Here is a 21,226-nt window from a genome sequence, read left to right as displayed (position 1 = left end):
ATAATCGGTCAATGACAACCGTACACGTTAGCTAATGAGCATTAAAAATTCTTGCCGGGTTGCTTGGTTTTGACGAAATCCACCCAGCATGACAGACGATGTCATGCTGGAGTTTTGCTTCTCCACGCCACGCATCATCATGCAGAGGTGCCGCGCTTCAATAACCACAGCAACGCCCTTTGCCTCGGTCACTTCCTGCACCGCCTCTGCAATCTCGCGGGTTAGGTTCTCCTGAATCTGCATACGGCGAGCATACATATCGACGATTCTGGCAAATTTAGATAGCCCCAACACTTTGCCGTTAGGCAAATAGGCGATATGGCATTTGCCTATGAACGGTAACAGGTGGTGCTCGCACATTGAGTAGAGCTCAATGTCTTTTACCAACACCATCTCATCCGTTTGCGACTCAAACACCGCCCCATTGATAATGTCGTCCAATGACTGAGTGTAGCCCGCATTGAGAAACTGCATGGCCTTGGCCGCACGTTTAGGCGTATCTCGCAGACCTTCCCGGGCGGGGTCTTCGCCAAGTGCTGAGATTATCTGGCGGTAGTGCTCGGCGATATCATCGGACATATTTAGCCTCATCAATAGGTATCTCAAAAACGATGCGCAATCGCTTCCAGGTGGTCACCAAGGTCATCCCCTTTTGCGCATGAAAAAGTAACATCATTATTAGGAGGACATTAATCAGCGTCATCCACCACTTTCATTGTACAAAAGGTATACTTTAAAAAAGCACTGCACAATGAGTATTAAGCAAAGAGTGCATTTTACCGCATCTAGGCTGCCTGTGGCTCCCCAGGCTTTGTACGAAAACTGCTGGCCCTCACTCAGGGGCTTTTTTGCGCAGCCTTGAACTGCGTCAGAGCGCCGCGCCACTCAATTTGTCCCCCCAATGCCTGTGATATAATAAAGCGTTTTTATTTAACTGCCTTTATTGCAGGCGCCAACATTGAGAGCTCGCCATGTCATTCAAGCCAACGCCTTTGTGGTTAACCGCCCTTGCAGCCCCCTTTCTTGCTACACCGCTCTTGGCTACCGCTGCAGACGCTACGCTTTCGCTGCCCAATGAAGCAACCGTCGGCGTAGAGGTTGTGGAAGAGCTTGCGTTTGAATCAAACCAAACGCGCCTTAACGATATTTTGCTACACCCTACTCAGGCTGCTAGCGCCTCACACTCTTTACCGGAATACTGCGTTATCGTAGGTAGGGCGCAACGGGTTGATGAGCGCATTCGCGTTACCACCCAAGAGGCGACCTGTATTGAAACACACGACGCTGACAGCGATATTTTCACTGGCGAATTTAGCGCCAGCGCTTATGGCGAAGATGGCCAATATGGTATCGCCTGCGAAGGTTCACAGTGCGCACTCTCCCCTGGTCAGACATTCCTTCTCACACTGGATCAACCCGTAGAGATTGAAGAACTGGACAATCCGTCTGCAGAGCTTAACGAACAGCGTCGCCAAGCAGACGGAGAAGGTATCGCCAACCCTGTGCCGCGCGACGAAGCCGTGCCTGATTGACCTTGTTCTAATATCGCCATAACAAGTCAGTGGTGAGCTGAAAGCTCATTACGCCAGCCAGCGTGGGTTCTCTAACTGCAGGCACTGCTGCTCTAATTGGCGGATATGCTGATCCCAGTAGCCACTATCCGCCAGCCAGGGGAACGCCCGAGGAAAAGCGGGATCCTCCCAACGTGATACCAGCCACGCTGAGTGCCTGATCAGCCGATAACTCCTAAGCGGCTCGATAAGCGCCATCTGCTCGCTAGGAAACGGGCACGTCTCTTCATACCCTTCGGTAATTTCACTTAACTGCGATCGCCATCCCTGCGGGTCATCGGTGGGCAGTAGCATCCAAATATCCTGCATGGCGGGCGCCATGGTGCAGTCGTCAAAATCGACCAGGGTAAACTGCTCGTCACGCCCCAGCACATTCCCCAAATGGCAGTCGCCATGGCAGCGAATCATGCTGCTGGCGGGCACATTATGTTTTAGGAGCTGCTGGTGAACCTTTTCGATCACACGGTCATAGGCCCGGCGCTGATGACGGCTCATCCAATTGCTGGCCAGCACGCGCTGCTGAGCATCAAGAATACCGCTCGCCATTTCTAAACGCGGGCGATGCTGAAAGGTTTTTTTAGCTGACACTTGGTGCAACCGCCCCAGCAACTCCCCCATGGCAAATAGGTGCGATGGATTATCAAGCTCTGGCGCCTGGCCGGGGCAATGGGGGAACAGCGTAAACCGAAAGCCCTTAAAATAGTGTAAAGACGTCCCCGCCTTATCACGCCAAGGGGCAACGACCGACACCTGTTGATCTACCAGCTCCTGCAGAAAATCATGCTCTTCCTGAATCGCACTGTCTGACCAACGATCAGGCCGATAAAACTTAACAATCCAGTTCTTGCCATCGTCATCGCGAAATAGCAGTACACGGTTTTCATAGCTATTTAGCGCAAAAGGCTCGCCTGCAGGCCAAATATCCAGCGACTCCACTGCAGACATCACTAAATCAGGCGAAAGAGAGCTAAACGGGTGTGACATAGGCCACTCCTGGGTTGGCGAAAGAGCTAATGAATAAGCGAAAAGACTATTCTATCAATCCTTACCTAACGGTGTCCGTGCGGCCGCCCAAATATCAACACGTTTGGCACCTGCCTCCAGCGCAGCGCGCCCTAATGCGTTGCCTGTGGATCCGGTGGTGACCACATCATCGATTATTAACAAATGCGCCGGGGGCGGTGATTCAAAGACAAAGGCACCCGCCAGGTTGGCAGCCCGTTGGCGGCGGTTCAACGTGCGCTGGGAGGGGGAATCCTTTATCCGTTTGGCCGACACCATTGGAATTCCAAGCTGGCGGCTGAGATGTTCGGCCAACCAGTGCGACTGGTTAAATCCTCGGGTGCACGCATGCGTGGTCGTCATAGGCACTGATAGAAGTGCGTTTCCCAGGTCTATCGGCGGGGTTAAGAGCATCAATTCAGCCAATAGCGTGCCCGCCCGCGGAGAAGCATGAAATTTAAAATCATGCACCAACTGTTTGATCGACCCTTGATACAACAGCCCCGCTTGGGTGGTCGAAAATGCCGGTGGGTCAACTAAGCAGTGCCCACACAAGCTCGTACCATGAGCAACTGGGTCACCGCATTGGCGACAGGCATGTAGGTTCCACGGCAGCTCGTACAAACAGGTTGCGCACCACCCTTGCCCTGCGGATGCAGGCGCCAAACAAAATGCGCAGTATCCGGGCATGGCCTGCTTTACCCAATTACTACCCCACTGTAGCCACCCCTTTAATGCCATGCCCTCTCCTGACTGCCATATGCATTAATATCAAATCATTGATTGACTTCTATCACAAAGTTGATAATATACGCCTCGTCTTAGCGGATGTGGTGGAATTGGTAGACACGCTAGATTTAGGTTCTAGTGCCGTAAGGTGTGGGAGTTCGAGTCTCCCCATCCGCACCAATTACTTGTTAGTCTTCAAGAAGTTAGCACAACTCCTCTTGTATTTTGAATAGCTTCCAAACAGCTTGATGTTAGCGCTACCTGGATAGCTTTTGGTCAGTATTCTTCGCAAAATACCTTCTCTTCGTTTGAAAAATACCAATGGCTTAATGCCATTTTTTTGTGTGTCTGTTATTTGCTTAATACTACCTCTATCAAAGGCCGATTTGGCTGACTTACCCCCACTTTTCCGCTAGTCTCTATTCCTAAATAATGCTACCCAACCTCCCTCAATGGCTATCCTCAAAAGCCCGCGTCAGGGATTAACACCAATAACAATGAGAAGGATCTCATATAATGGAATGGCTCAACGATAATGCTCAGGCAATCTCGGCTGTAGCGAGCATTTGCACACTCTTTGTATGGGTATTTTACGCCCAGCTACTTTATAACGGCTATGTGCGACAGCGTCGCCCCCGCGTGATCATTAATCGCGGCAAGGGTATCGGCGTGGACTCCATCTGCTTAATTAGCAATATGAGCAGCGAAGCGATCTATGTTCAACACCTGGTAGCGGTACTGCATACCCAAAAGGGCAGTTACTCCCTTGACGTAGTGGAGTACCAGCGGCACGGTGGTGAACAGCAAACGGGTAGCCAACAGAAAGGTGAGCAACAAGAACCCAGCTACCGCACTCATCAAGGCCCGTTAGCTTCCGGGGATTATCTGAACATTCAATCGTTTGGTGATATTGTGAATCAGGTTAAAGATTATTGGGAAATCGATGATAATCTACTGCAAGAGCAGGATATTCAGCTTGAAATTCGCGTTATCGCTATTTATGGCTCCGAGGATATGCCGACAGGCGCGTCACGAACCTTTAACCTCGACCTTAACGCGCCACCCAATCATCAGCTTATCCCGGCGAGCGTCGATACGGATCGACTCAATAGCCGTGGCCAACGCAAGCGTGTGCTGGAGTGGGCAAAAGAGATCGAGACCCATAAAGCACGCTAAATAAACGCTATTGTTAAGCAGCGACGCCCCATTACCGAGACTATCGACAATGCATAAACTGTTAACCCTCTGCTGGCTTGGCCTACTCACTACGGTTTCGACGAATGTGTATGCCGAAGAGGAAGATAGTGACTTACCCGAGTGGGCGGAAGAGCGCATTGAGCCGTTTCGTGAAAGTGTAGGCAACTGGGTTGATAACACATCGCGCCGCATCGATGGATTCTTTGGCACTGACGACCATATGCAGGTCAACAACGAGTCCTATCTACGTTTCGGCCAAGAGATTGATTGGATGGAGGGGGATGGCACCCGCGGCGACACCACCCTTCGTTACCGTATTGACCTACCTACCTCAGAGGATCGCCTGCGACTGGTCATCGAGAGTGACCCGGAAGAGTCGCAAGGCACCCTAGAAGAACAGGGCTCTGGGCGCCTTGCCAATGACCAGCGTGACCGTCGCAGCTCTACGCTCGGCCTGGATTGGTTAGAAAGCCGAGATAAACGCGAAAACTGGAGCAATCGAGTAGGTGCCGGTGTTCGCCTGCGCCTCCCTCTTGACCCCTACGTGCGTTTTACCAGCGAGCGCCTGTGGCAACTGGGTGAAGGGCCGTGGCAGCTTGAGTCAAATAACCGCGTCTCATGGTTCAACAATGAAGGCTACTCAGCGCGCACACGCTGGGATGTCGGCCGACCGTTGAGCAAACGCCGCCATTTACGCTTTATCTCGACAGTTCAGTGGCGCGAGGAAGAAGACAAACTGGAGTACAGTGAAGTTGCCGAAATCAATCACCGCATCAACCGCCGCAGTGCACTGCGCTACTCGGCTATCGCCATCGGCGAAAGTGTGTCTAATCCTCGCATGACTAATTACTACCTTCAGACGCGCTACCGCCGTGATCTTCATAAAGGTATTTTATTCGCCGATGTGATTCCGGAGCTACACTTCCAGCGCGATGTCAGCTACGACCCACGCTGGGCGATGACCCTGCGCCTTGAGATGTATTTTCAGCGCAAAATTAGCCACGACTACTTTTAAGCGTTATGTACAGATGAGTGAGTTCACACGTTCATCTACACACGCAACCCGGGCGGCCTTTTAGAGCCGCCCACCTATGCAACACGCCTTTGTCTTACCACCGCCAAGAAACTACAGCCGTAAACCGCCGTCACACTCGATGATGCGCCCAGAGAAGTAGTCGTTCTCCATAATAAAGGCAACGCTTTGGGCAATATTATCGGGCTCACCCAAACGCTTTAACGGCACGCTTGACGAGATACGCTCCAACATATCAGGACGCATCGCAGCGGTCATTTCGGTAGCCACAAACCCAGGCGCTACGGTGCCGGTACGAATACCATAGCGTGCCAACTCCTGGCTCCAAGTGACGGTCAACGCATGTACGCCCGCTTTTGCGGCAGCGTAATTGCTTTGCCCCATATTGCCTGCCCGGGAAATACTGGAGATATTGACGATCACGCCTTCATGCCCGGTTTCAATCATCTGAGTGGCGGCTTCGCGACCACACAGGAAAACGCCAGTTAAATTGACATTAATAACGTTTTGCCAAGCCTCTAAGGACATGCGCTTTTCCACTTGCCCCTCTTTGGCTTTTACCAGCAGCGCATCCTGGGTAATGCCCGCATTATTGACACAACCGCTGATAGGCCCCATGCGTTGCGCGATATCGGCAAACGTCTGAGTCACGGAGGCTTCTTCGGCGACATTCACCACAAACGCCTGGGCATCGATACCTTCAGCGGCAAGTTGCGATACTGCCTGATCAAGCGCTTCAGCGCTCATATCCAATAGCGCCATGCGTGCACCCTGCCTGCCCAAGCGCAGCGCCATGGCATAACCCAACCCTCGCGCCCCACCCGTGACTGCAATGACTTTATCGGTAAGTACCATTCGTGACTCCTTACAAAAGATTAAACCAGCCTCATTGTGCATCGCAGCATAGAAGAATTATGGACATAAATCGAGCTACATCATCGCTGGAATACGCCATGTCAGCTGCTTGCTATTTATATTTATGTCACCATATTACGCATTTACGACTGTTATCGAGTCGCTTTTTCGGGAGTTAGCCATGCCTATTCTTATTTTTATATCACTTTTCACTCTACTGGATTTTGTGGTTCTGTTTTCGATTGGCAGCCAGATCGGCCTACTCACCACCCTACTTTTAGTGCTCGGCACAGGTTTTGCCGGGCTACACCTGATTCGTAAAGAGGGTGTATCCACCTTTGCGCGGGCACGCCAGCGCATGGAGGCTGGTGAACTCCCCTCCAGTGAGCTATTAACTGGCGCTGCACTTATCTTCGGCGGTGCCTTATTAATGGCCCCAGGCTTTTTGTCTGATGCAGTAGGCTTGGCATGCTTGATCCCCAGCGCGCGGCAATTGATGTTCAAAGCACTTACCTGGCTGGGGCTTAAAAAAGTTGCCGGACAACAGCAAGGCCCCAGCGCTTCATCAGCTCGGCCCAATGAATATCAAAACAGCCAGTCTTCACAACAGGATGGCCCGATTGAAGGTGATTTTATTAGTCGAGATGAGCCCCCACGCCGTCGCTGAGGTTTTCTTCGGAAGAAATTCAGCGGAAAAGCAATTTTTTTATTACTCGCCCCCTTGAAAGGCCATTCGCAGCCCCCATTTTTCATTCAGCACACAAATTCGGCAGCGATCGAGACGGTAGCTGCCATTAACAAAGAAGACCGTGAGGTCTTCACTTCTCGCGGGTTACTCCCTCGAGAACACTTTTAGGCTAACCGCCCTCACCAGGGCTTCAACCATACTCAGGAGAACGTGAATGAATATCCGTCCTTTGCACGATCGTGTCATCGTCCGTCGCGTTGAAGAAGAGCAAAAAACCGCAGGCGGCATCGTGCTTCCGGGCAATGCAGCAGAAAAACCGACACGCGGTGAAATACTCGCCGTCGGTAATGGTCGCATTCTGGAAAATGGCGATGTCCGTCCGCTAGACGTTAAGGTTGGCGATAACGTGATCTTTAAAGATGGCTATGGCGTCGAGAAGCAAAAAATCGACGGCGAAGAAGTCTTGATCATGAGCGAAGCCGATATTCTTGCCGTTGTTGAAGGCTAAGCATCGTTGCAGCTGGTACTTATTTAACCAGTGCTTCGACTATTTACTTTCACGTTTTTGCATTCAATATTAGGAAGTAGCAGATATGTCAGCTAAACAAGTTAAGTTCTCCGATGATGCTCGTAAACGCATGGCCCGCGGTGTCGACGTTCTCGCCAACGCGGTAAAAGTTACCCTCGGCCCGAAAGGCCGTAACGTAGTACTGGAAAAATCTTTCGGCTCCCCCACCGTTACTAAAGACGGTGTTTCTGTTGCCAAAGAGATCGAACTGAAAGACAAGTTCGAAAACATGGGCGCCCAGATGGTTAAAGAAGTCGCCTCACAGACTTCTGACGCTGCTGGTGACGGTACTACTACCGCTACCGTTTTGGCCCAGGCCATTATCGCTGAAGGCCTGAAAGGCGTAACAGCGGGCATGAACCCGATGGATCTTAAGCGCGGCATCGACCAAGCGGTCAACGCTGCGGTTAAAGAAATCAAAGCCATGTCGGTACCTTGCACCGATACCAAGTCGATTGCTCAGGTAGGCACTATCTCTGCAAACGGCGACAAACGCATCGGTGAAATCATCGCCGAAGCGATGGAAAAAGTCGGCAAAGAAGGCGTCATCACCGTTGATGAAGGCCGTGGCTTTGAAGACGAGCTGGAAGTCGTTGAAGGTATGCAGTTTGACCGCGGCTACCTCTCGCCCTACTTTGTTACCAACCAGGACACCATGACGGTTGAACTGGAAGATCCCTACATCCTGCTAGTGGATAAAAAGATCTCCAACATCCGTGAGCTGCTGCCGGTGCTAGAAGCCGTTGCCAAGCAAGGCAAGCCACTGGCCATCATCGCTGAAGATATCGAAGGCGAAGCCCTGGCAACGTTGGTTGTAAACAACATGCGCGGTATCGTTAAAGTAGCCGCTGCTAAAGCACCGGGCTTCGGCGACCGTCGTAAGTCCATGCTGCAGGATATCGCTATTCTGACTAACGGCACGGTCATTTCTGAAGAAGTCGGCCTGACGCTTGAGCAAGCCAACCTGGATCACCTGGGTACTGCTAAGCGCATGACGATGTCTAAAGAAAACACCACTATCATCGATGGTGCTGGTGCAGAAGGCGATATCGAAGCACGCGTTAGCCAGATCCGCGCGCAAATCGAAGACACCTCTTCTGACTATGACAAAGAGAAACTGCAAGAGCGCGTTGCCAAACTGGCAGGCGGTGTTGCCGTTATCCGCGTCGGTGCTGCCACCGAAGTGGAAATGAAAGAGAAGAAAGCCCGTGTTGAAGACGCTCTGCACTCTACTCGTGCAGCCGTTGAAGAAGGCGTGGTGCCAGGTGGCGGTACAGCACTGGTTCGCGTAATGGCCAAAGTACAGGGCCTTACTGGCGATAACGAAGACCAGAATCACGGTATCAACATGGCGCTACGCGCTATGCAGTCACCACTGCGTCAAATCGTTTCCAACGCTGGTGAAGAGCCTGCCGTTGTGATTAACCGTGTGAAAGATGGCGAAGGCAACTTCGGCTACAACGCACAAACCGGTGAGTATGGCGACCTGTTTGAAATGGGCGTCCTGGATCCAGCGAAAGTAACCCGTACTGCACTGCAGTCCGCTGGTTCTGTTGCTGGCCTGATGATCACCACTGAGTGCATGATCGCAGAAGACCCTGAAGAGAAAGACGCTGCACCTGATATGGGTGGCATGGGCGGAATGGGTGGTATGGGCGGCATGATGTAATGCACCCCTGAGCCCTTCGCTCTATCGACGGCTAGCATTTAGCTGTCAACAAGAACCCCGCCTTGTGCGGGGTTCTTGCGTTTTGAGGCGCCTACAGGCGTGAGGTTGTCGATAGCGTTTTGTCAGCCATTTCCAGGGCCGAACGTGCTACTATCTGGGCGATTTTTTTAAGCTACATTCTCACTACTGGGCACCAGCGCATGTTGCAGCATATCCGTATCGTACTCGTTCAGACCTTCCATCCCGGCAATATCGGCGCTGCCGCGCGAGCCATGAAAACCATGGGCCTGACCGAGCTGGTGCTGGTTAATCCGCGCCTATTCCCCGATGAAGAAGCGAATCGGCTAGCGGCGGGTGCCACTGATGTCCTGGAGAGTGCGCGGGTGGTTACCTCGCTGGAGGAAGCCGTTAACGACTGCGTGCAGGTCATGGGTGCCAGTGCACGCTTGCGCAGCCTGCCCCTTCCCCACTTTGACGAACCTGATGAGATGGCAACAGACGTCATCCAGAACGCTCAAACGGCGCCGGTGGCACTGGTGTTTGGGCGTGAACGTTCGGGGCTGACTAACGATGAGATTCGCTGCTGCACGCATCAGGTCAGCATTCCTGCCAACCCTGATTACGGTATTCTGAATCTATCCCAGGCAGTACAGATACTCGCTTATGAAGTACATCGCGCCTGGCGTAAAGGTGATGGGAGCGGTTTTACTTATCAGCGCCCGCTGGAGGCAACGCCACCCAGCCGCGAACAGTTCTTACACTTTCAAGCGCATCTGGGCCGCTTAATGCAGGAAAGTGGCTTTTTAACCCAGCCACATGCCCGCACTGAAGAGCAGCTTCAAGCCCTATTCGCTCGCGCTCAGCCCAGCCGCAAAGAGCTTTCGCTTCTGCGTGGGCTATTAAGCGCGTTTGAAAGTCATCTGCCTAAATAGTGATAGAGTTAAAGCGACTAAAAAGGGACAACCAAGTTGTCCCTTTTTAGTTTGAAGATAAGGCTTTTAGAGCATCATTGCCGCTAGCCAGCCAAAGCCGACTAACGGAATGTTGTAGTGCAGAAACGTTGGCACCACGCTGTCCCACATATGATCGTGCTGACGGTCAACGTTAAGGCCTGAAGTGGGGCCCAGGGTAGAGTCAGAGGCAGGCGAGCCTGCATCACCCAACGCCGCTGCCGTACCCACCAGCACCACCGTGGCCATGGGAGAGAAGCCAAACTGTACCGCCAAGGGCACAAAGATGGCAGCAATAATGGGAATGGTTGAGAACGACGAGCCGATACCCAGGGTAATGAATAGCCCTACCAGCAGCATCACCAGTGCCGCTAAGCCGCGGTTATCGCCAAAGAGTGAAAAAGCTCCTGACACCAGGGCATCAATCTCTCCCGTGGTTTTCATGACCTCGGCAAAGCCCGCTGCGGAGATCATGATAAAACCAATCAGCGCCATCATGCGCATACCGCTGGTAAATAGATCGTCAGCTTCGCGCCACTTAAAGATGCCCCCCATTGAAAGCAGGCCAATCCCTACCAAGCCCCCCAGTATCATTGAGCCACTGTAAAGCTGGAGGCCGAGCGCTGCGACGATTGCCACCCCCGACATCACAAGCCCCAGCCTATGCGGTTTGGCGGGCGTATGGCCTTCGGCAACGTTGGCGTTAGCGATATCTTCGGCTTGATACTCACGCGGGCGGCGGTAACTCCAAAATAGCGCAACGATTAGCCCCAGTGCCATCCCCCCTACCGGTACTGCCATGGCCAGCGGCACCATGCCACGGGTGATCTCTAAACCCAGCGGTTCCCCAGCGCTATTTAAGTTGGCCAAAAGAATATCGTTTAGAAAGATCGCCCCAAACCCTACCGGCAGCAGCATATAAGGGGCCGTTAAACCAAAGGTGAGCGCACAGGCCACCGCGCGTCGATCCAACTTTAAGCGGTTCATCACGGTTAATAGCGGCGGAATCAGCACCGGTATAAAGGCAATATGTACCGGGATAGCGTTCTGAGAAGAAATAGCCACCAACAACACAGCCGTTAGCAACAGCATTTTGACCCGCGTCTGCTGCGCAACGGTTGCCTCTTTTTTACCCAGCAGCGTAATCAAACGATTAGCCAGCATATCCGGTAGCCCAGAGCGAGAGATCGCCACAGCGAAGGCCCCCAAAGTGGCGTAGGCCAGCGCCACCTGGGCCCCGCCGCCCACGCCTGTATTAAAGGCTTCCAGAGTTTGTTCTAGTGACAACCCGCCCACTAAACCGCCGACTAAAGCGCCCACCACTAACGCAAATACCACCGAGACACGCGCCAGCGATAGCGCCACCATCACCAGCACCGCAAGAATTACTGCATTCATGAAAATCCTTAGAGCTATTGAGAGGTCATTAACGGCGAAGGGGGCGGATTTTAGCAGATTAATAGCATAAAACTAATACTGCCTTACTTACCTATTCCTAGCTTCTAAAAGCGCACAACGCATGCGATAGTGAGCTAACTGTTAGCCTGCCAACAAAGAGAACATCATGGCCTTCGTTCTTCGCCACTCACTACTGCTGATTATATTGGGAAGCTTGGTTATTTCCACGGCCATGGGCTTACGCCATGGTTTCGGGCTCTTTATGGAGCCCCTCAGCAGCGAGCTCGGCTGGGGGCGTGGTGTATTTGCTTTTGCACTAGCCTTACAAAACCTGGTTTGGGGCTTATCGCAACCCTTTACCGGGGCGCTCGCGGATCGCTTTGGTGCGGCCAGGATTATCGTTGTTGGCGGCTTGCTGTATGCCTTGGGGCTGCTGTTTATGAGCCTCTCTACGTCAGAACTAGGCATGACGGTCAGCGCCGGGCTGTTGATTGGCCTTGGCCTCTCCGGTACCACATTCTCGGTTATTTTAGGTGCTGTGGGGCGCGCAGTGGCGCCTGAAAAACGCAGTATGGCCATGGGGATCGTTAGCGCAGCGGGCTCGTTCGGGCAATTTGCCATGCTGCCTGGCACCCTGGGTTTGCTCGAGTGGCTCGGCTGGGCCGCAGCACTGATGGCGATGGCAGCTATCGCGACCATCATCATTCCCCTGGGGGCAATACTGCGCGACAAACCCTCCCCCAAAACGGCATCCGATTTAAGCCTCAAAGATGCGCTCAACGAAGCAGCAGGCCAAAAAAGCTTCTGGCTACTCTGTTTAGGCTTTTTTGTCTGTGGCTTTCAGGTGGTGTTCATTGCCGTGCACCTCCCCGGCTACTTATTCGATAACGGCCTGGCGGTAAAGGTGGGCACGACGGTACTGGCCTTAGTGGGACTGTTTAATATTGTTGGCACTTATACCGCGGGTTGGATGGGCGGCATCTGGTCAAAACCCAAGCTGCTAACCTGGCTCTATTTGATTCGCGGCGTAGTGATTACGGCGTTTGTTTATTTGCCGTTAAGCCCAACCAGCGCTTACCTATTTGGTATCGTCATGGGGCTTCTATGGCTCTCTACCGTGCCATTAACCAACGGCATTGTGGCTTCCGTGTTTGGTGTTCGTCACCTCTCCATGCTGGGCGGCATCGTATTTCTGTTTCACCAGTTAGGCTCTTTTATGGGTGTATGGCTGGGTGGCTATTTTTATGACCTTACTGGCAACTACAATACGGTCTGGCAAATTGCTATTGTGCTCTCGGTCGTCGCTGCTGCACTGCATTGGTTTATCAATGAAAAGCCGCTCGAGCGCTCGCAGTCAACAACGGTGATCCCATGACACGCAATAATTTACTCAAGGCCATGGTGGCAACTCTGCTGTTTAGCTGTTTAATACTCGCATGGTGGGGCTGGCAGCATATGGATGCTGCCTTGCTACTGATGGGAACCCGGTTATGCTAACGAGCAAAGGTTGACTACTTGCTAAGATGACTATTCCTTACCCTGAGCATGTCACCGTGGTGGTAACCACTTTTATTACCGTGGTCATTGCGGTGCTGCTTCACTATGAAGCCCTGTGGCTTATCTCGCACCAAATAGAAAAATCTCGAAGACCACATCGGCAACGCATCCTGGCGATGGCGTTTGGAGTATTGATGACCCACGTTGTCGAAATTTGGCTATTTGGCATCACTGGCTGGTGGCTTACCGAGCAATTAAGCATTGGTGCTTTACATGGGTACGACAGCTTCAACATTTTTGATTATATCTTCTTCTCTGCGGTGACCTATACCACCGTGGGCTATGGCGATATATATGCCATTGGGCCGGTACGTTTTCTGTACGGCACGCTGGCTTTAACAGGCTTTGTATTGATCACTTGGTCAGCATCATTCACTTTTATAGAAATGCAAAAGCACTGGCGAGTTGGAAGATAATCAGCTTCGTTACGCGCTCTAGGGATCCGGCATGTTTGAAGTGGTTATTCTATCGGTAGCGTTTATCTTTGGTATCGCAGCACGACAGCTAAGTTTACCGCCACTCGTGGGGTTCTTATCAGCAGGGTTTGCACTCAATGCCTTTGGGCCCAGTATTGGCCTCCCAAGTGATGCGGGCCCAATGCTTGAACACCTTGCCCATCTAGGGGTTCTGCTACTGTTGTTCACCATTGGTCTTAAACTCAATATCCGCAGCCTGGCAGAGCCCGTTGTGCTAGGAAGTTCCTTTATACACTTGGCAATTACCTGCCTGTTGTTTACATCTGGTTTTGTCATTTTTCTATCGCTGCCCCTGGACAAAGCAATTCTGCTGGCCACTGCGCTGTCTTTTTCAAGCACAGTATTAGCGGCCAAAGTCCTTGAAAGCAAACGCGAATTACGCGCCCTACATGGCCGAATTGCGATTGGCATTCTGATTATTCAAGACCTTGTGGCTTTAGCCGTTCTCAGCATCTACAGCGGCAACTCCCCTAGCCCCTGGGCCGTGCTGGTTTTTTTGGTACCGTTATTAAGGCCGGTACTTTATTGGCTTATGAACGCGGCGCAGCACGATGAATTACTGGTGCTACTAGGCGTCGTATTAGCTATTGCCGTTGGCGGCATGGGCTTTGAAGCAGTGGGTTTAAGCTCAGAAGTAGGAGCCCTGGTCATGGGCCTGCTGCTGGCCAAACACCCCCGTGCGCAAGAATTATCCAAGGCGCTCTGGGGGCTGAAAGAAGTATTGTTAATCAGCTTCTTTCTGCAGATAGGCATGGCTGGCTTACCTGATCAAGACGCACTGCTATTTGCGGTTATCCTAGCAGTTCTGCTTCCGCTTAAAGGGATCCTGTTTTTTGCACTACTCATTGCCTTCCGAATCAGGGCACGCAACGCCTTTTTGGGAGGCTTAAGCTTGACGGCTTACAGTGAGTTTGGCCTGATCGTCGCTGCGAGCATTTTGCAAGAGTGGCTTGTTCCTTTGGCAATTACCGTTGCCTTGTCGTTTGTCATCGCCGCACCGCTGAATCGCATTGCCCATCAGCTTTTTGATCGCTGGGAGAAACACCTGCTCTGTTTTGAGCGGCACGCCCGACATCCTGACGAACAGCCTGTGGATTTAGGCAACGCCACCATCTTAGTGCTAGGCATGGGGCGAACCGGTAACGCCGCCTACGACTTTTTTACCGATAAGGGCTTGGCGGCAGTGGGCATTGATTCAGATCCCAATAAAATAAATACTCAACGGCATGTTTTTTATGGTGATATCGAGGATGTGGGTTTTTGGCACCATCTTGATATTGCGCAAATAACAGCTGTTACGCTAGCCACTCCGGAACTTGAGAGCAAGCTTATTGCCACCCGCGAACTACGCGAAGCGGGCTTCACTGGCCACATTATTGCGGGCATCCACTTCCAGGATGAAGCCGAACCGCTGCATGCCGCTGGAGTAGATCAAACGTATTTGCTGATGACCGGTGCTGGCATCGGTATTGCCGAGAAAACCTGGGAATGCCTGCAGTCGCCGCCGTTGTAGACGCTTGAGTAAGTGGTGTTAACTTAATGTGACGATGCCGCCAAAAAAACGCATCAGGCACCCCTTGCTTGGGCGAGAACAGCAGCGCCATAAAGACCAACAGGGCCATACCTAGATTGTCCTTACTCGTTGCCTCTCACTTTTTGCTCATGACCGATACGTGGACTTTAGCTCTGCAAGAAAGCTTTGTGCGAACAGTTTAGCCTTGGCTAACAATATTACACAAAAATACGTTACTATCCCCCCGACTATCCAATGATTGTTCCCACTGCTTCCGATATAATTTACCAATGACTGATTCTAATCCGAACGCCTCATTGACTGCCCCAAGCATTCCTGGAGATGCCCTGCCCCCTGTGGAGCAGCATGCCCAGCAGTATGCAACGGTGCGAAATGCCCACGAAACCGAACTGATTGAAGACTATGTTGAGCTAATTGGCGACCTGCTGGCACACCGCGGCGAAGCGCGCGCGGCGGACATTGCCAGCCGTATGGCGGTCAGCCAGGCGACGGTTTCAAAAATGATTCGGCGTTTAAATGAGCTGGAGTTGGTTACTAGCAAGCCTTATCGCTCGCTGTTTCTAACCGAAGCGGGTCAAAAAATGGCGGAAACGTCACGCGCCCGCCACGATATCGTGCTGCACTTTTTACGCGCCCTTGGGGTGAGAGATGCGACTGCGCGTATTGACGCTGAAGGCATGGAGCACCATGTGAGCGACGAAACCCTCGCTATCATGCAGCGCTTTACCGAACAGCAGCAAAACAACTAAACCCGCTGCTCGTCCTCAATGGGAAAAACGCAATTGATTCGCCTGGGTAATGGCGCCGTTCCAAATCATTTCCAAATAAGTGGTTTGGATAATGTCAGCAACGCAGCTTGGTGTCATCAGCGCCCAGTAGTTACTAGTTTAATAAAAAGTATCTGCAAACACAGTTTTTTACTCTTATTGATCAACCTTCTGTTACCTTGACGGGCATCCCCAACCGCCCGATGCCCGGCAATTTCAAAGCGGGTCGCATGACATCGATACCAAAGCTCAAGCCCAGGAGGTTAAGTTCAATGCCCTCCTCAAGCGCCAACATAATGCCAACCACCCCACCCAAAGACAGCTGGTAACCGCTGCCACTGGGCGCAGCAGCAAAAACGCCATTGAAAATATAATCCTTACCAATAGCAGTTACCGGGAGCGTCACCTCAAAGCCTGGCACTTCGCGTATAACCCAGGCAATAAAGCTATTGCTGTTCGGGCCAGGCCACACTCGATAAAGCTCAGCTTGTGGGTAGTCAGCGGCGGCGGCCTCTATCTGCGGTATTATCTGTGCAGCCGCCTCGCCGCGATAGTCAGCCAACAGTGTAGGAGGACTGCCAAACCAGGCTCGATCAGGCGTGTCGATTGAAGACACCACCGTGGGACGCCGCCAGCTCAACACCTGATGCAGTCGGTAACTATCGGCGTTTTCAGTCTTGGTCGCAATCCAGATATGCTCGCCAAACGCTCCGCGCCAGTTATAAGCCCGGGCTGAATATACCTGAACGACGGCTTCAGCATTCACCGCTGGATCAGGCGCTATGCCAGCAGATGACCGATCCAGCGACGACCAATGCCCATCGGTCGCCACCTGATTACTCGCCAATAGCCAAACAGGCCCCGCTAACAGCAACGCTAACAGCAACGCTAACAGCAACGCTAACAGCGCCACTAGACTATGAAGCCAACGCAGTAGCATTTTCATCGCATTATCCGTAATTGGAGATTATCTGTTTATTACCGCATAGCTCAATGGGTGCAAGTATAGATTCCAACGACGCCATGTGCTCTATAGAGTATGATCAACAGTACAGTAAGCTACTTTTCAGGCACCACTTGAAAAATTAAAGAAAAATTTATACCAAAAAAACCCTCCAATATTTATGGAGGGTTTATATTTTATGAACCTTATACAGAGTCAACAACATTTCATTTTATTGATCAAGACCTCTCGGGCTTTGCAATACCTATTAGCAAGGCTAACTTATAAGTAGTTGAGTAAATCTTAAAGTAATAACACAACAAATATGCCAAAAACTTTCTAGAAAATGAGAGTCCTTTTCTACCAAAAATATTTAACTGTCTTCGTGGAGGAAAATAGCCTTTAAGAAGAATTAAAAAAAAGGTATTTTTAGAAGCATTATTTTTATTGCATACTTCCCCACCGATCACCCTTTTGCGTTTTTTTAGCATAGCTTTCATATCGGCACGAGCAGGATGATTTACAATAACGTCTGGAGCATACTCAATAGATATACCTTTATCTTTTGCTCGCCAGCCCCACTCATTATCGCCTCCTGACATTAATGTATCGTTAAAAAGCCCAACCGTCTCAAAGTGTTTCGCCAATGTAATCATATTGGCAGTTGCTGCTCCTCCAGTCTGAGCATATTTTTCCTGATCAAAGGCAAAAGCTTTCTCATAAATTTCGACTAGGGTGAGCTTATCAGACTTAAAAAAAAGCTCTATTTTTCCTGCTATTCGCTCTACACCTTTATCAAAATGGTTAACAGCAGCTTCCAACCAGTAAGGATCCGGAATACAATCAGAATCAGTAAAAGCAATAATTTCACCTTTCGCCAATTTTAAAGCTGCATTTCTTGCAGCATATGATCCCGGCTTTCCCTCTTTAATGATACAGAAATTGTGAGGCAAAGAGAAATCAACAGGTGGTGTATCTTCTGGTGCATTATTTACAATAATAACTTCAAAATCATCCTGGGGAAATGTTTGGTTTTTCAAAGCATTAACACACAGCTTCAATCGAGCCCAATCATGATAAGTAGGCACAATTACTGAAGCTCTTGGGCTGCGAACCTTCGTAACCCCACCTGCATCCTCTATCGCACTTTTACATTTCACCGCTTTTTCAAATTCATAAATGGACATTTAGTTGCTCTCCCCGTAATTATTAAAAACCTGAAAAATTGACGTCTGATGCTCAAGCGAAGCTTTCAGGCTTGGGGTGATATATTCCAGATAATTTCGAGTCAGGTGGTGGGTATCAGACCACATCAATCTTTCATCAAAATATGCCGGACATAATCCCTCAACACAAATTAATTCGGTAAAGTCTATTGAGATAAACAGAGGTATTTCACCTACATACGCATCTGCAGGATTAACAGATAGCAACACCTCTTCAATGGGTCGAGCACATAGGCTTGCCTCATGACGGTTCTTCCAAACGCAATAGCTTGGATCACTTTCAAACCAAGGGTTATCTCTTATACCCATTACAGGAATACCTAAAGCAGATATTTCCTTCCATTTTTCCACATGTCCAGAAGGAACAAACTCAACAGGATTCCCTACTACTAATCTATTCTCACGGGGACGATTCGACCTCGTCGAGTTTGTTATAACAAGATCAGGGGACAGGTCACTTAAATAATCAACGATATTTTCATTCCATAACTTACAAGTATCATTACCTTCCACAATTTCATAGCCAAGGGAACAAGAATTCTTTATGATACTTACCACTTTAAATCCATATTCATTCCCTAGACTCGAGAAAAAAGGTTCCCACTGACCTATATGCGACCCGCCTACGAGTGCGACTACATTTCCTGAAGAGGTATCTCCAAAATCACAAGATGAAATTTTGGACTCTGTAATGACCGTAGCACAACCATTATCTCTGTCCATGGTCTCGCCTAAGTCATTAGAAATGGCGGTAACATACCAATAGTTCAAATTGGAAGCATCGTCTTGTATAGAAATCTCATCGCCCTCGAATGCAGATCTTTTAAAATCAACTTTTACATCATGCAGATTTTCAATATAGTATTTAGCACCCAACCCAAGCGTAACCGAAGGAATGAAAAATGAAAAACCTGCAATATAGGAGATCCAAACCCTAGACTTGGGTATTTTCCTAAAAGGCTTTTCAATCAACCAGGTCGTAATAATAGCCAGCAAAACTCCTAATACAACAATGGTCATACCTTTTACAACGCCTAAGTTTGTTGTTTCATAATAGTGCTGAAAAAAAACCAATATCGGCCAGTGCCAAAGGTAAATGGTAAAAGACATGGCACCCAACATGACAAGATATCGATTTGACAATAACCTATTCACCAGTGTACGTTTTTCAGATTCGTTTCCTGAAATGATGATAAAAGCAGCTGAAACAACAGGAAATAGCGCGACATATCCAGGGAAATTCCAGTCGCTAGGAAATGCTATACCGATGCTAAAGAGAATAAAAATACCTAGAAAAGAGATGATTGATGCCGTTTTTTTATTCAACTTAACATAAGGGATAAATATAGCAACCAAGGCGCCGGCTAGAAACTCCCAGACTCTTCCCAAAGGATTAAAATAGGCTGTGTTAGGAGTAAAATGCGTAGAGACCAACGAGTAAAAAAAAGAAATAAAAAAAACTATAGAAACTCCCAACATTAAAGGTATCAATGATTTCATTTTGTTTGAAATATACAATAGTGGCCCAATAAGCAAAGGGAGAAAGGCATAGAATTGCACTTGAATTGATAGTGCCCAATACTGTTGAAAAGGGCTTGCTGGGTCTCCAATTTGTAAGTAATCAACCTCTCTTCTTATTAGCAATAAGTTTTCTAAATGCCCTGCGCTAAAAATAAATTCATGTATTGTAGCCACCCAGTAAACAGGTGGTACGAAAAAATAACTGAGAATGAAAGTCGTTAAGAGTACAACATAAGCGGATGGAGCCACCCGTTTAATAATTCCTCCCCAAAAATGAAAGGGCTTTATATTACCATCCCTTGCATACTGACGAAGCAACATTCCGGTCATTAGAAAACCAGATACAACGAAAAATACATCGACACCTCCAGATACCTTCTGAAACCAGATATGGAAAACAAGCACCAGCATCGCGCCGATGGCACGAACTCCTTGAATATCCTTACGATACTTGTTATCGAGAGTATAAACATCAAACGTTTTGTTCACTTCTATCCTCCTTAATAAATAGCAAAAACATTCAATACATCTACCCACAGATACCCTTGAGGGCCTCCAGAGGAGAGTTTAAAGTCTGCGTAAAGGAGTTTCGGCAAAAATAGATAATTTTCTTACTCATCAACGGGTATTTTCTAGAAAAACCAACCTCGAGTTAAATCAATTAGCTCCTAAGTAATCATTCATTAGTATTTTGATAAAACCATCTATGTGTTTCGTATTCGCTTGCTCACCATCTTCAGCATTAACCGTTAATACTGGTACTCCTCTTTTCTCAAATTCCCCGATCATTTTATTTCTTTTTTTTTGAGCTTTTCTACAATATTCAGCAATTTCATATTCATGTTTATTTTTATAATATGGCAACAGGTTACCAGTCTTCCTATAACGCTTAAGAATGCGCTCCGCTATAATTTCTGGCCGAGCGGTCATATGCACAATAACCCTTTTTTCCATCAGCTTACTAAATAAAGTCTTATCTTTTCCCCAATTATCACTAATTTCATATTTGAAGTGGTGAAAAAGGCCTTCGTCTATTAGCAAGACAGTCGGGATTTTTTTATCTTCAACATATTTATCTATTGCTCTTGGAGTAATAGCGCACTGGGAATACTTAAACCTTGATTTTTCATTCTCTAAACTTATTAACTTGTAATCTAAAATTCTTTTATAAGCACTATCGATGTTCGTATTACGTTGTAGTCTGGCAATCCACAATCTTGCACGAATAAAATCTTTAATTAACCTCTTTTCTTCCATATAATCTATCAGAGTACTCTTTCCCCCCCCTGGACACCCTACAACTTCTATAAAAAGTGATTTATTTGCGTTCTCTATCTGATAATCAAAGACACCTTTCACAAAAAAATGTGCCTCATACTCAAAAGTACGCAGTCGACCTAACCAGTTTTTTGCGATGAATTCTAATTGTGTCATGGCTAATCACCTAATAAGGAAGATGTTGCATAGATTTATTATTATTCGCTGAGATATGCTGACGTCAGACAGGGTAGTTAGTGTTAGCGACACAACAGTTCCCGCGAA

21 protein-coding genes, 1 tRNA gene and 1 pseudogene are annotated in these 21,226 nt (G+C 49.2%); 14 read left to right on the top strand and 9 right to left on the bottom strand.

Annotated elements, in window-relative coordinates; translation table 11 throughout:
* Window positions 1-27: 27 nt before the first annotated feature.
* Window positions 28-579 (bottom strand): GTP cyclohydrolase I FolE, encoded by a 552-nt coding sequence (gene folE / locus LMS44_RS10100; RefSeq protein WP_022523664.1) that lies wholly within the window; start codon window positions 577-579, stop codon window positions 28-30.
* 392 nt (window positions 580-971) lie between these two features.
* Here folE and LMS44_RS10095 point away from each other — a divergent pair, with 392 nt between their 5' ends.
* Window positions 972-1,532 (top strand): hypothetical protein, encoded by a 561-nt coding sequence (locus tag LMS44_RS10095; RefSeq protein WP_009286567.1) that lies wholly within the window; start codon window positions 972-974, stop codon window positions 1,530-1,532.
* 48 nt (window positions 1,533-1,580) lie between these two features.
* Here LMS44_RS10095 and LMS44_RS10090 read toward each other — a convergent pair whose 3' ends face one another.
* Both LMS44_RS10090 and LMS44_RS10085 read right to left on the bottom strand, forming a co-directional pair.
* Entirely contained in the window at window positions 1,581-2,555 is a 975-nt protein-coding gene (locus LMS44_RS10090) for a serine/threonine protein kinase (RefSeq protein WP_041158432.1), read from the bottom strand.
* Window positions 2,556-2,609: 54 nt separating this feature from the next.
* Window positions 2,610-3,314, bottom strand: coding sequence for a ComFC family protein (locus LMS44_RS10085; protein WP_027959278.1), 705 nt, complete (start codon window positions 3,312-3,314; stop codon window positions 2,610-2,612).
* A gap of 83 nt (window positions 3,315-3,397) precedes the next feature.
* Here LMS44_RS10085 and LMS44_RS10080 point away from each other — a divergent pair.
* From LMS44_RS10080 to LMS44_RS10070, 3 genes are all read left to right on the top strand, one after another.
* A tRNA-Leu gene (locus tag LMS44_RS10080) sits at window positions 3,398-3,482 on the top strand.
* A gap of 336 nt (window positions 3,483-3,818) precedes the next feature.
* On the top strand, window positions 3,819-4,478 hold the full coding sequence (locus tag LMS44_RS10075) for a hypothetical protein (RefSeq protein WP_498947243.1): 660 nt from the start codon (window positions 3,819-3,821) through the stop codon (window positions 4,476-4,478).
* A gap of 49 nt (window positions 4,479-4,527) precedes the next feature.
* Window positions 4,528-5,514 carry a hypothetical protein gene (locus LMS44_RS10070; protein ID WP_027959276.1) on the top strand — a complete coding sequence of 329 codons (987 nt, stop codon included), beginning with the start codon at window positions 4,528-4,530 and terminating at the stop codon, window positions 5,512-5,514.
* Between the two features lie 111 nt (window positions 5,515-5,625).
* Here LMS44_RS10070 and LMS44_RS10065 read toward each other — a convergent pair whose 3' ends face one another.
* Window positions 5,626-6,387 carry an SDR family oxidoreductase gene (locus tag LMS44_RS10065; protein ID WP_027959275.1) on the bottom strand — a complete coding sequence of 254 codons (762 nt, stop codon included), beginning with the start codon at window positions 6,385-6,387 and terminating at the stop codon, window positions 5,626-5,628.
* Window positions 6,388-6,568: 181 nt separating this feature from the next.
* Between LMS44_RS10065 and LMS44_RS10060 the strand changes: the two genes are divergently transcribed.
* The 4 genes from LMS44_RS10060 to LMS44_RS10045 all read left to right on the top strand — a co-directional run bounded on the left by LMS44_RS10060 (window position 6,569) and on the right by LMS44_RS10045 (window position 10,244).
* Window positions 6,569-7,054, top strand: coding sequence for an FxsA family protein (locus LMS44_RS10060; protein WP_039858336.1), 486 nt, complete (start codon window positions 6,569-6,571; stop codon window positions 7,052-7,054).
* Window positions 7,055-7,289: 235 nt separating this feature from the next.
* On the top strand, window positions 7,290-7,583 hold the full coding sequence (locus LMS44_RS10055; protein WP_027959273.1) for a co-chaperone GroES: 294 nt from the start codon (window positions 7,290-7,292) through the stop codon (window positions 7,581-7,583).
* Between the two features lie 85 nt (window positions 7,584-7,668).
* The gene (gene groL, locus LMS44_RS10050; protein WP_041158428.1) at window positions 7,669-9,312 is read left to right on the top strand and encodes a chaperonin GroEL; all 1,644 of its coding nucleotides are present in this window, start codon (window positions 7,669-7,671) and stop codon (window positions 9,310-9,312) included.
* Between the two features lie 200 nt (window positions 9,313-9,512).
* Window positions 9,513-10,244 (top strand): RNA methyltransferase, encoded by a 732-nt coding sequence (locus tag LMS44_RS10045; protein WP_498947242.1) that lies wholly within the window; start codon window positions 9,513-9,515, stop codon window positions 10,242-10,244.
* 66 nt (window positions 10,245-10,310) lie between these two features.
* Here LMS44_RS10045 and LMS44_RS10040 read toward each other — a convergent pair whose 3' ends face one another.
* A complete protein-coding gene (locus LMS44_RS10040; RefSeq protein ID WP_027959271.1) occupies window positions 10,311-11,660 on the bottom strand; it encodes a Na+/H+ antiporter family protein in 1,350 nt (449 codons plus the stop codon).
* A gap of 166 nt (window positions 11,661-11,826) precedes the next feature.
* Between LMS44_RS10040 and LMS44_RS10035 the strand changes: the two genes are divergently transcribed.
* The 6 genes and pseudogenes from LMS44_RS10035 to mntR all read left to right on the top strand — a co-directional run bounded on the left by LMS44_RS10035 (window position 11,827) and on the right by mntR (window position 15,976).
* On the top strand, window positions 11,827-13,035 hold the full coding sequence (locus LMS44_RS10035; protein WP_498947241.1) for an MFS transporter: 1,209 nt from the start codon (window positions 11,827-11,829) through the stop codon (window positions 13,033-13,035).
* Window positions 13,032-13,157: a hypothetical protein gene (locus LMS44_RS10030; protein WP_268747805.1), complete on the top strand. Its 126-nt coding sequence runs from the start codon at window positions 13,032-13,034 to the stop codon at window positions 13,155-13,157. The genes LMS44_RS10035 and LMS44_RS10030 overlap by 4 nt, the downstream gene beginning before the upstream one ends.
* 26 nt (window positions 13,158-13,183) lie before the next feature.
* The gene (locus LMS44_RS10025; RefSeq protein WP_041158426.1) at window positions 13,184-13,633 is read left to right on the top strand and encodes a potassium channel family protein; all 450 of its coding nucleotides are present in this window, start codon (window positions 13,184-13,186) and stop codon (window positions 13,631-13,633) included.
* A 31-nt stretch (window positions 13,634-13,664) separates the two neighbouring features.
* Window positions 13,665-14,672 (top strand): annotated as a pseudogene (locus tag LMS44_RS10020) (cation:proton antiporter domain-containing protein); the annotation flags it as partial.
* A 111-nt stretch (window positions 14,673-14,783) separates the two neighbouring features.
* A complete protein-coding gene (locus LMS44_RS10015) occupies window positions 14,784-15,206 on the top strand; it encodes an NAD-binding protein (protein WP_498947293.1) in 423 nt (140 codons plus the stop codon).
* A 290-nt stretch (window positions 15,207-15,496) separates the two neighbouring features.
* Complete coding sequence (mntR, locus tag LMS44_RS10010) at window positions 15,497-15,976, top strand: manganese-binding transcriptional regulator MntR (protein ID WP_138800315.1); 480 nt, start codon at window positions 15,497-15,499, stop codon at window positions 15,974-15,976.
* A gap of 181 nt (window positions 15,977-16,157) precedes the next feature.
* Here mntR and LMS44_RS10005 read toward each other — a convergent pair whose 3' ends face one another.
* From LMS44_RS10005 to LMS44_RS09990, 4 genes are all read right to left on the bottom strand, one after another.
* Window positions 16,158-16,940 carry a DUF3750 domain-containing protein gene (locus LMS44_RS10005; protein WP_498947240.1) on the bottom strand — a complete coding sequence of 261 codons (783 nt, stop codon included), beginning with the start codon at window positions 16,938-16,940 and terminating at the stop codon, window positions 16,158-16,160.
* Window positions 16,941-17,176: 236 nt separating this feature from the next.
* Window positions 17,177-18,124, bottom strand: coding sequence for a glycosyltransferase family 2 protein (locus tag LMS44_RS10000; protein ID WP_009286559.1), 948 nt, complete (start codon window positions 18,122-18,124; stop codon window positions 17,177-17,179).
* Window positions 18,125-20,173, bottom strand: a complete 2,049-nt coding sequence (locus LMS44_RS09995) for an acyltransferase family protein (protein ID WP_414120422.1) — start codon at window positions 20,171-20,173, stop codon at window positions 18,125-18,127.
* A gap of 168 nt (window positions 20,174-20,341) precedes the next feature.
* Complete coding sequence (locus LMS44_RS09990; RefSeq protein ID WP_159176738.1) at window positions 20,342-21,118, bottom strand: DEAD/DEAH box helicase family protein; 777 nt, start codon at window positions 21,116-21,118, stop codon at window positions 20,342-20,344.
* Between the last annotated feature and the right edge of the window lie 108 nt (window positions 21,119-21,226).

The organism is Halomonas profundus, assembly GCF_020865425.1.
Lineage (GTDB): Bacteria > Pseudomonadota > Gammaproteobacteria > Pseudomonadales > Halomonadaceae > Vreelandella > Vreelandella titanicae.
Note: the sequence above shows the minus strand (reverse complement) of the source record. Positions and strands in the feature narration are given on the sequence as shown.

Bases quoted from the DNA above. Each gene is read 5' to 3' on its own strand.
- folE (WP_022523664.1), bottom strand. From the start codon at position 579: ATGTCCGATGATATCGCCGAGCACTACCGCCAGATAATCTCAGCACTT.
- LMS44_RS10095 (WP_009286567.1), top strand. From the start codon at position 972: ATGTCATTCAAGCCAACGCCTTTGTGGTTAACCGCCCTTGCAGCCCCC.
- LMS44_RS10090 (WP_041158432.1), bottom strand. From the start codon at position 2,555: ATGTCACACCCGTTTAGCTCTCTTTCGCCTGATTTAGTGATGTCTGCA.
- LMS44_RS10085 (WP_027959278.1), bottom strand. From the start codon at position 3,314: ATGGCATTAAAGGGGTGGCTACAGTGGGGTAGTAATTGGGTAAAGCAG.
- LMS44_RS10075 (WP_498947243.1), top strand. From the start codon at position 3,819: ATGGAATGGCTCAACGATAATGCTCAGGCAATCTCGGCTGTAGCGAGC.
- LMS44_RS10070 (WP_027959276.1), top strand. From the start codon at position 4,528: ATGCATAAACTGTTAACCCTCTGCTGGCTTGGCCTACTCACTACGGTT.
- LMS44_RS10065 (WP_027959275.1), bottom strand. From the start codon at position 6,387: ATGGTACTTACCGATAAAGTCATTGCAGTCACGGGTGGGGCGCGAGGG.
- LMS44_RS10060 (WP_039858336.1), top strand. From the start codon at position 6,569: ATGCCTATTCTTATTTTTATATCACTTTTCACTCTACTGGATTTTGTG.
- LMS44_RS10055 (WP_027959273.1), top strand. From the start codon at position 7,290: ATGAATATCCGTCCTTTGCACGATCGTGTCATCGTCCGTCGCGTTGAA.
- groL (WP_041158428.1), top strand. From the start codon at position 7,669: ATGTCAGCTAAACAAGTTAAGTTCTCCGATGATGCTCGTAAACGCATG.
- LMS44_RS10045 (WP_498947242.1), top strand. From the start codon at position 9,513: ATGTTGCAGCATATCCGTATCGTACTCGTTCAGACCTTCCATCCCGGC.
- LMS44_RS10040 (WP_027959271.1), bottom strand. From the start codon at position 11,660: ATGAATGCAGTAATTCTTGCGGTGCTGGTGATGGTGGCGCTATCGCTG.
- LMS44_RS10035 (WP_498947241.1), top strand. From the start codon at position 11,827: ATGGCCTTCGTTCTTCGCCACTCACTACTGCTGATTATATTGGGAAGC.
- LMS44_RS10030 (WP_268747805.1), top strand. From the start codon at position 13,032: ATGACACGCAATAATTTACTCAAGGCCATGGTGGCAACTCTGCTGTTT.
- LMS44_RS10025 (WP_041158426.1), top strand. From the start codon at position 13,184: ATGACTATTCCTTACCCTGAGCATGTCACCGTGGTGGTAACCACTTTT.
- mntR (WP_138800315.1), top strand. From the start codon at position 15,497: ATGACTGATTCTAATCCGAACGCCTCATTGACTGCCCCAAGCATTCCT.
- LMS44_RS10005 (WP_498947240.1), bottom strand. From the start codon at position 16,940: ATGAAAATGCTACTGCGTTGGCTTCATAGTCTAGTGGCGCTGTTAGCG.
- LMS44_RS10000 (WP_009286559.1), bottom strand. From the start codon at position 18,124: ATGTCCATTTATGAATTTGAAAAAGCGGTGAAATGTAAAAGTGCGATA.
- LMS44_RS09990 (WP_159176738.1), bottom strand. From the start codon at position 21,118: ATGACACAATTAGAATTCATCGCAAAAAACTGGTTAGGTCGACTGCGT.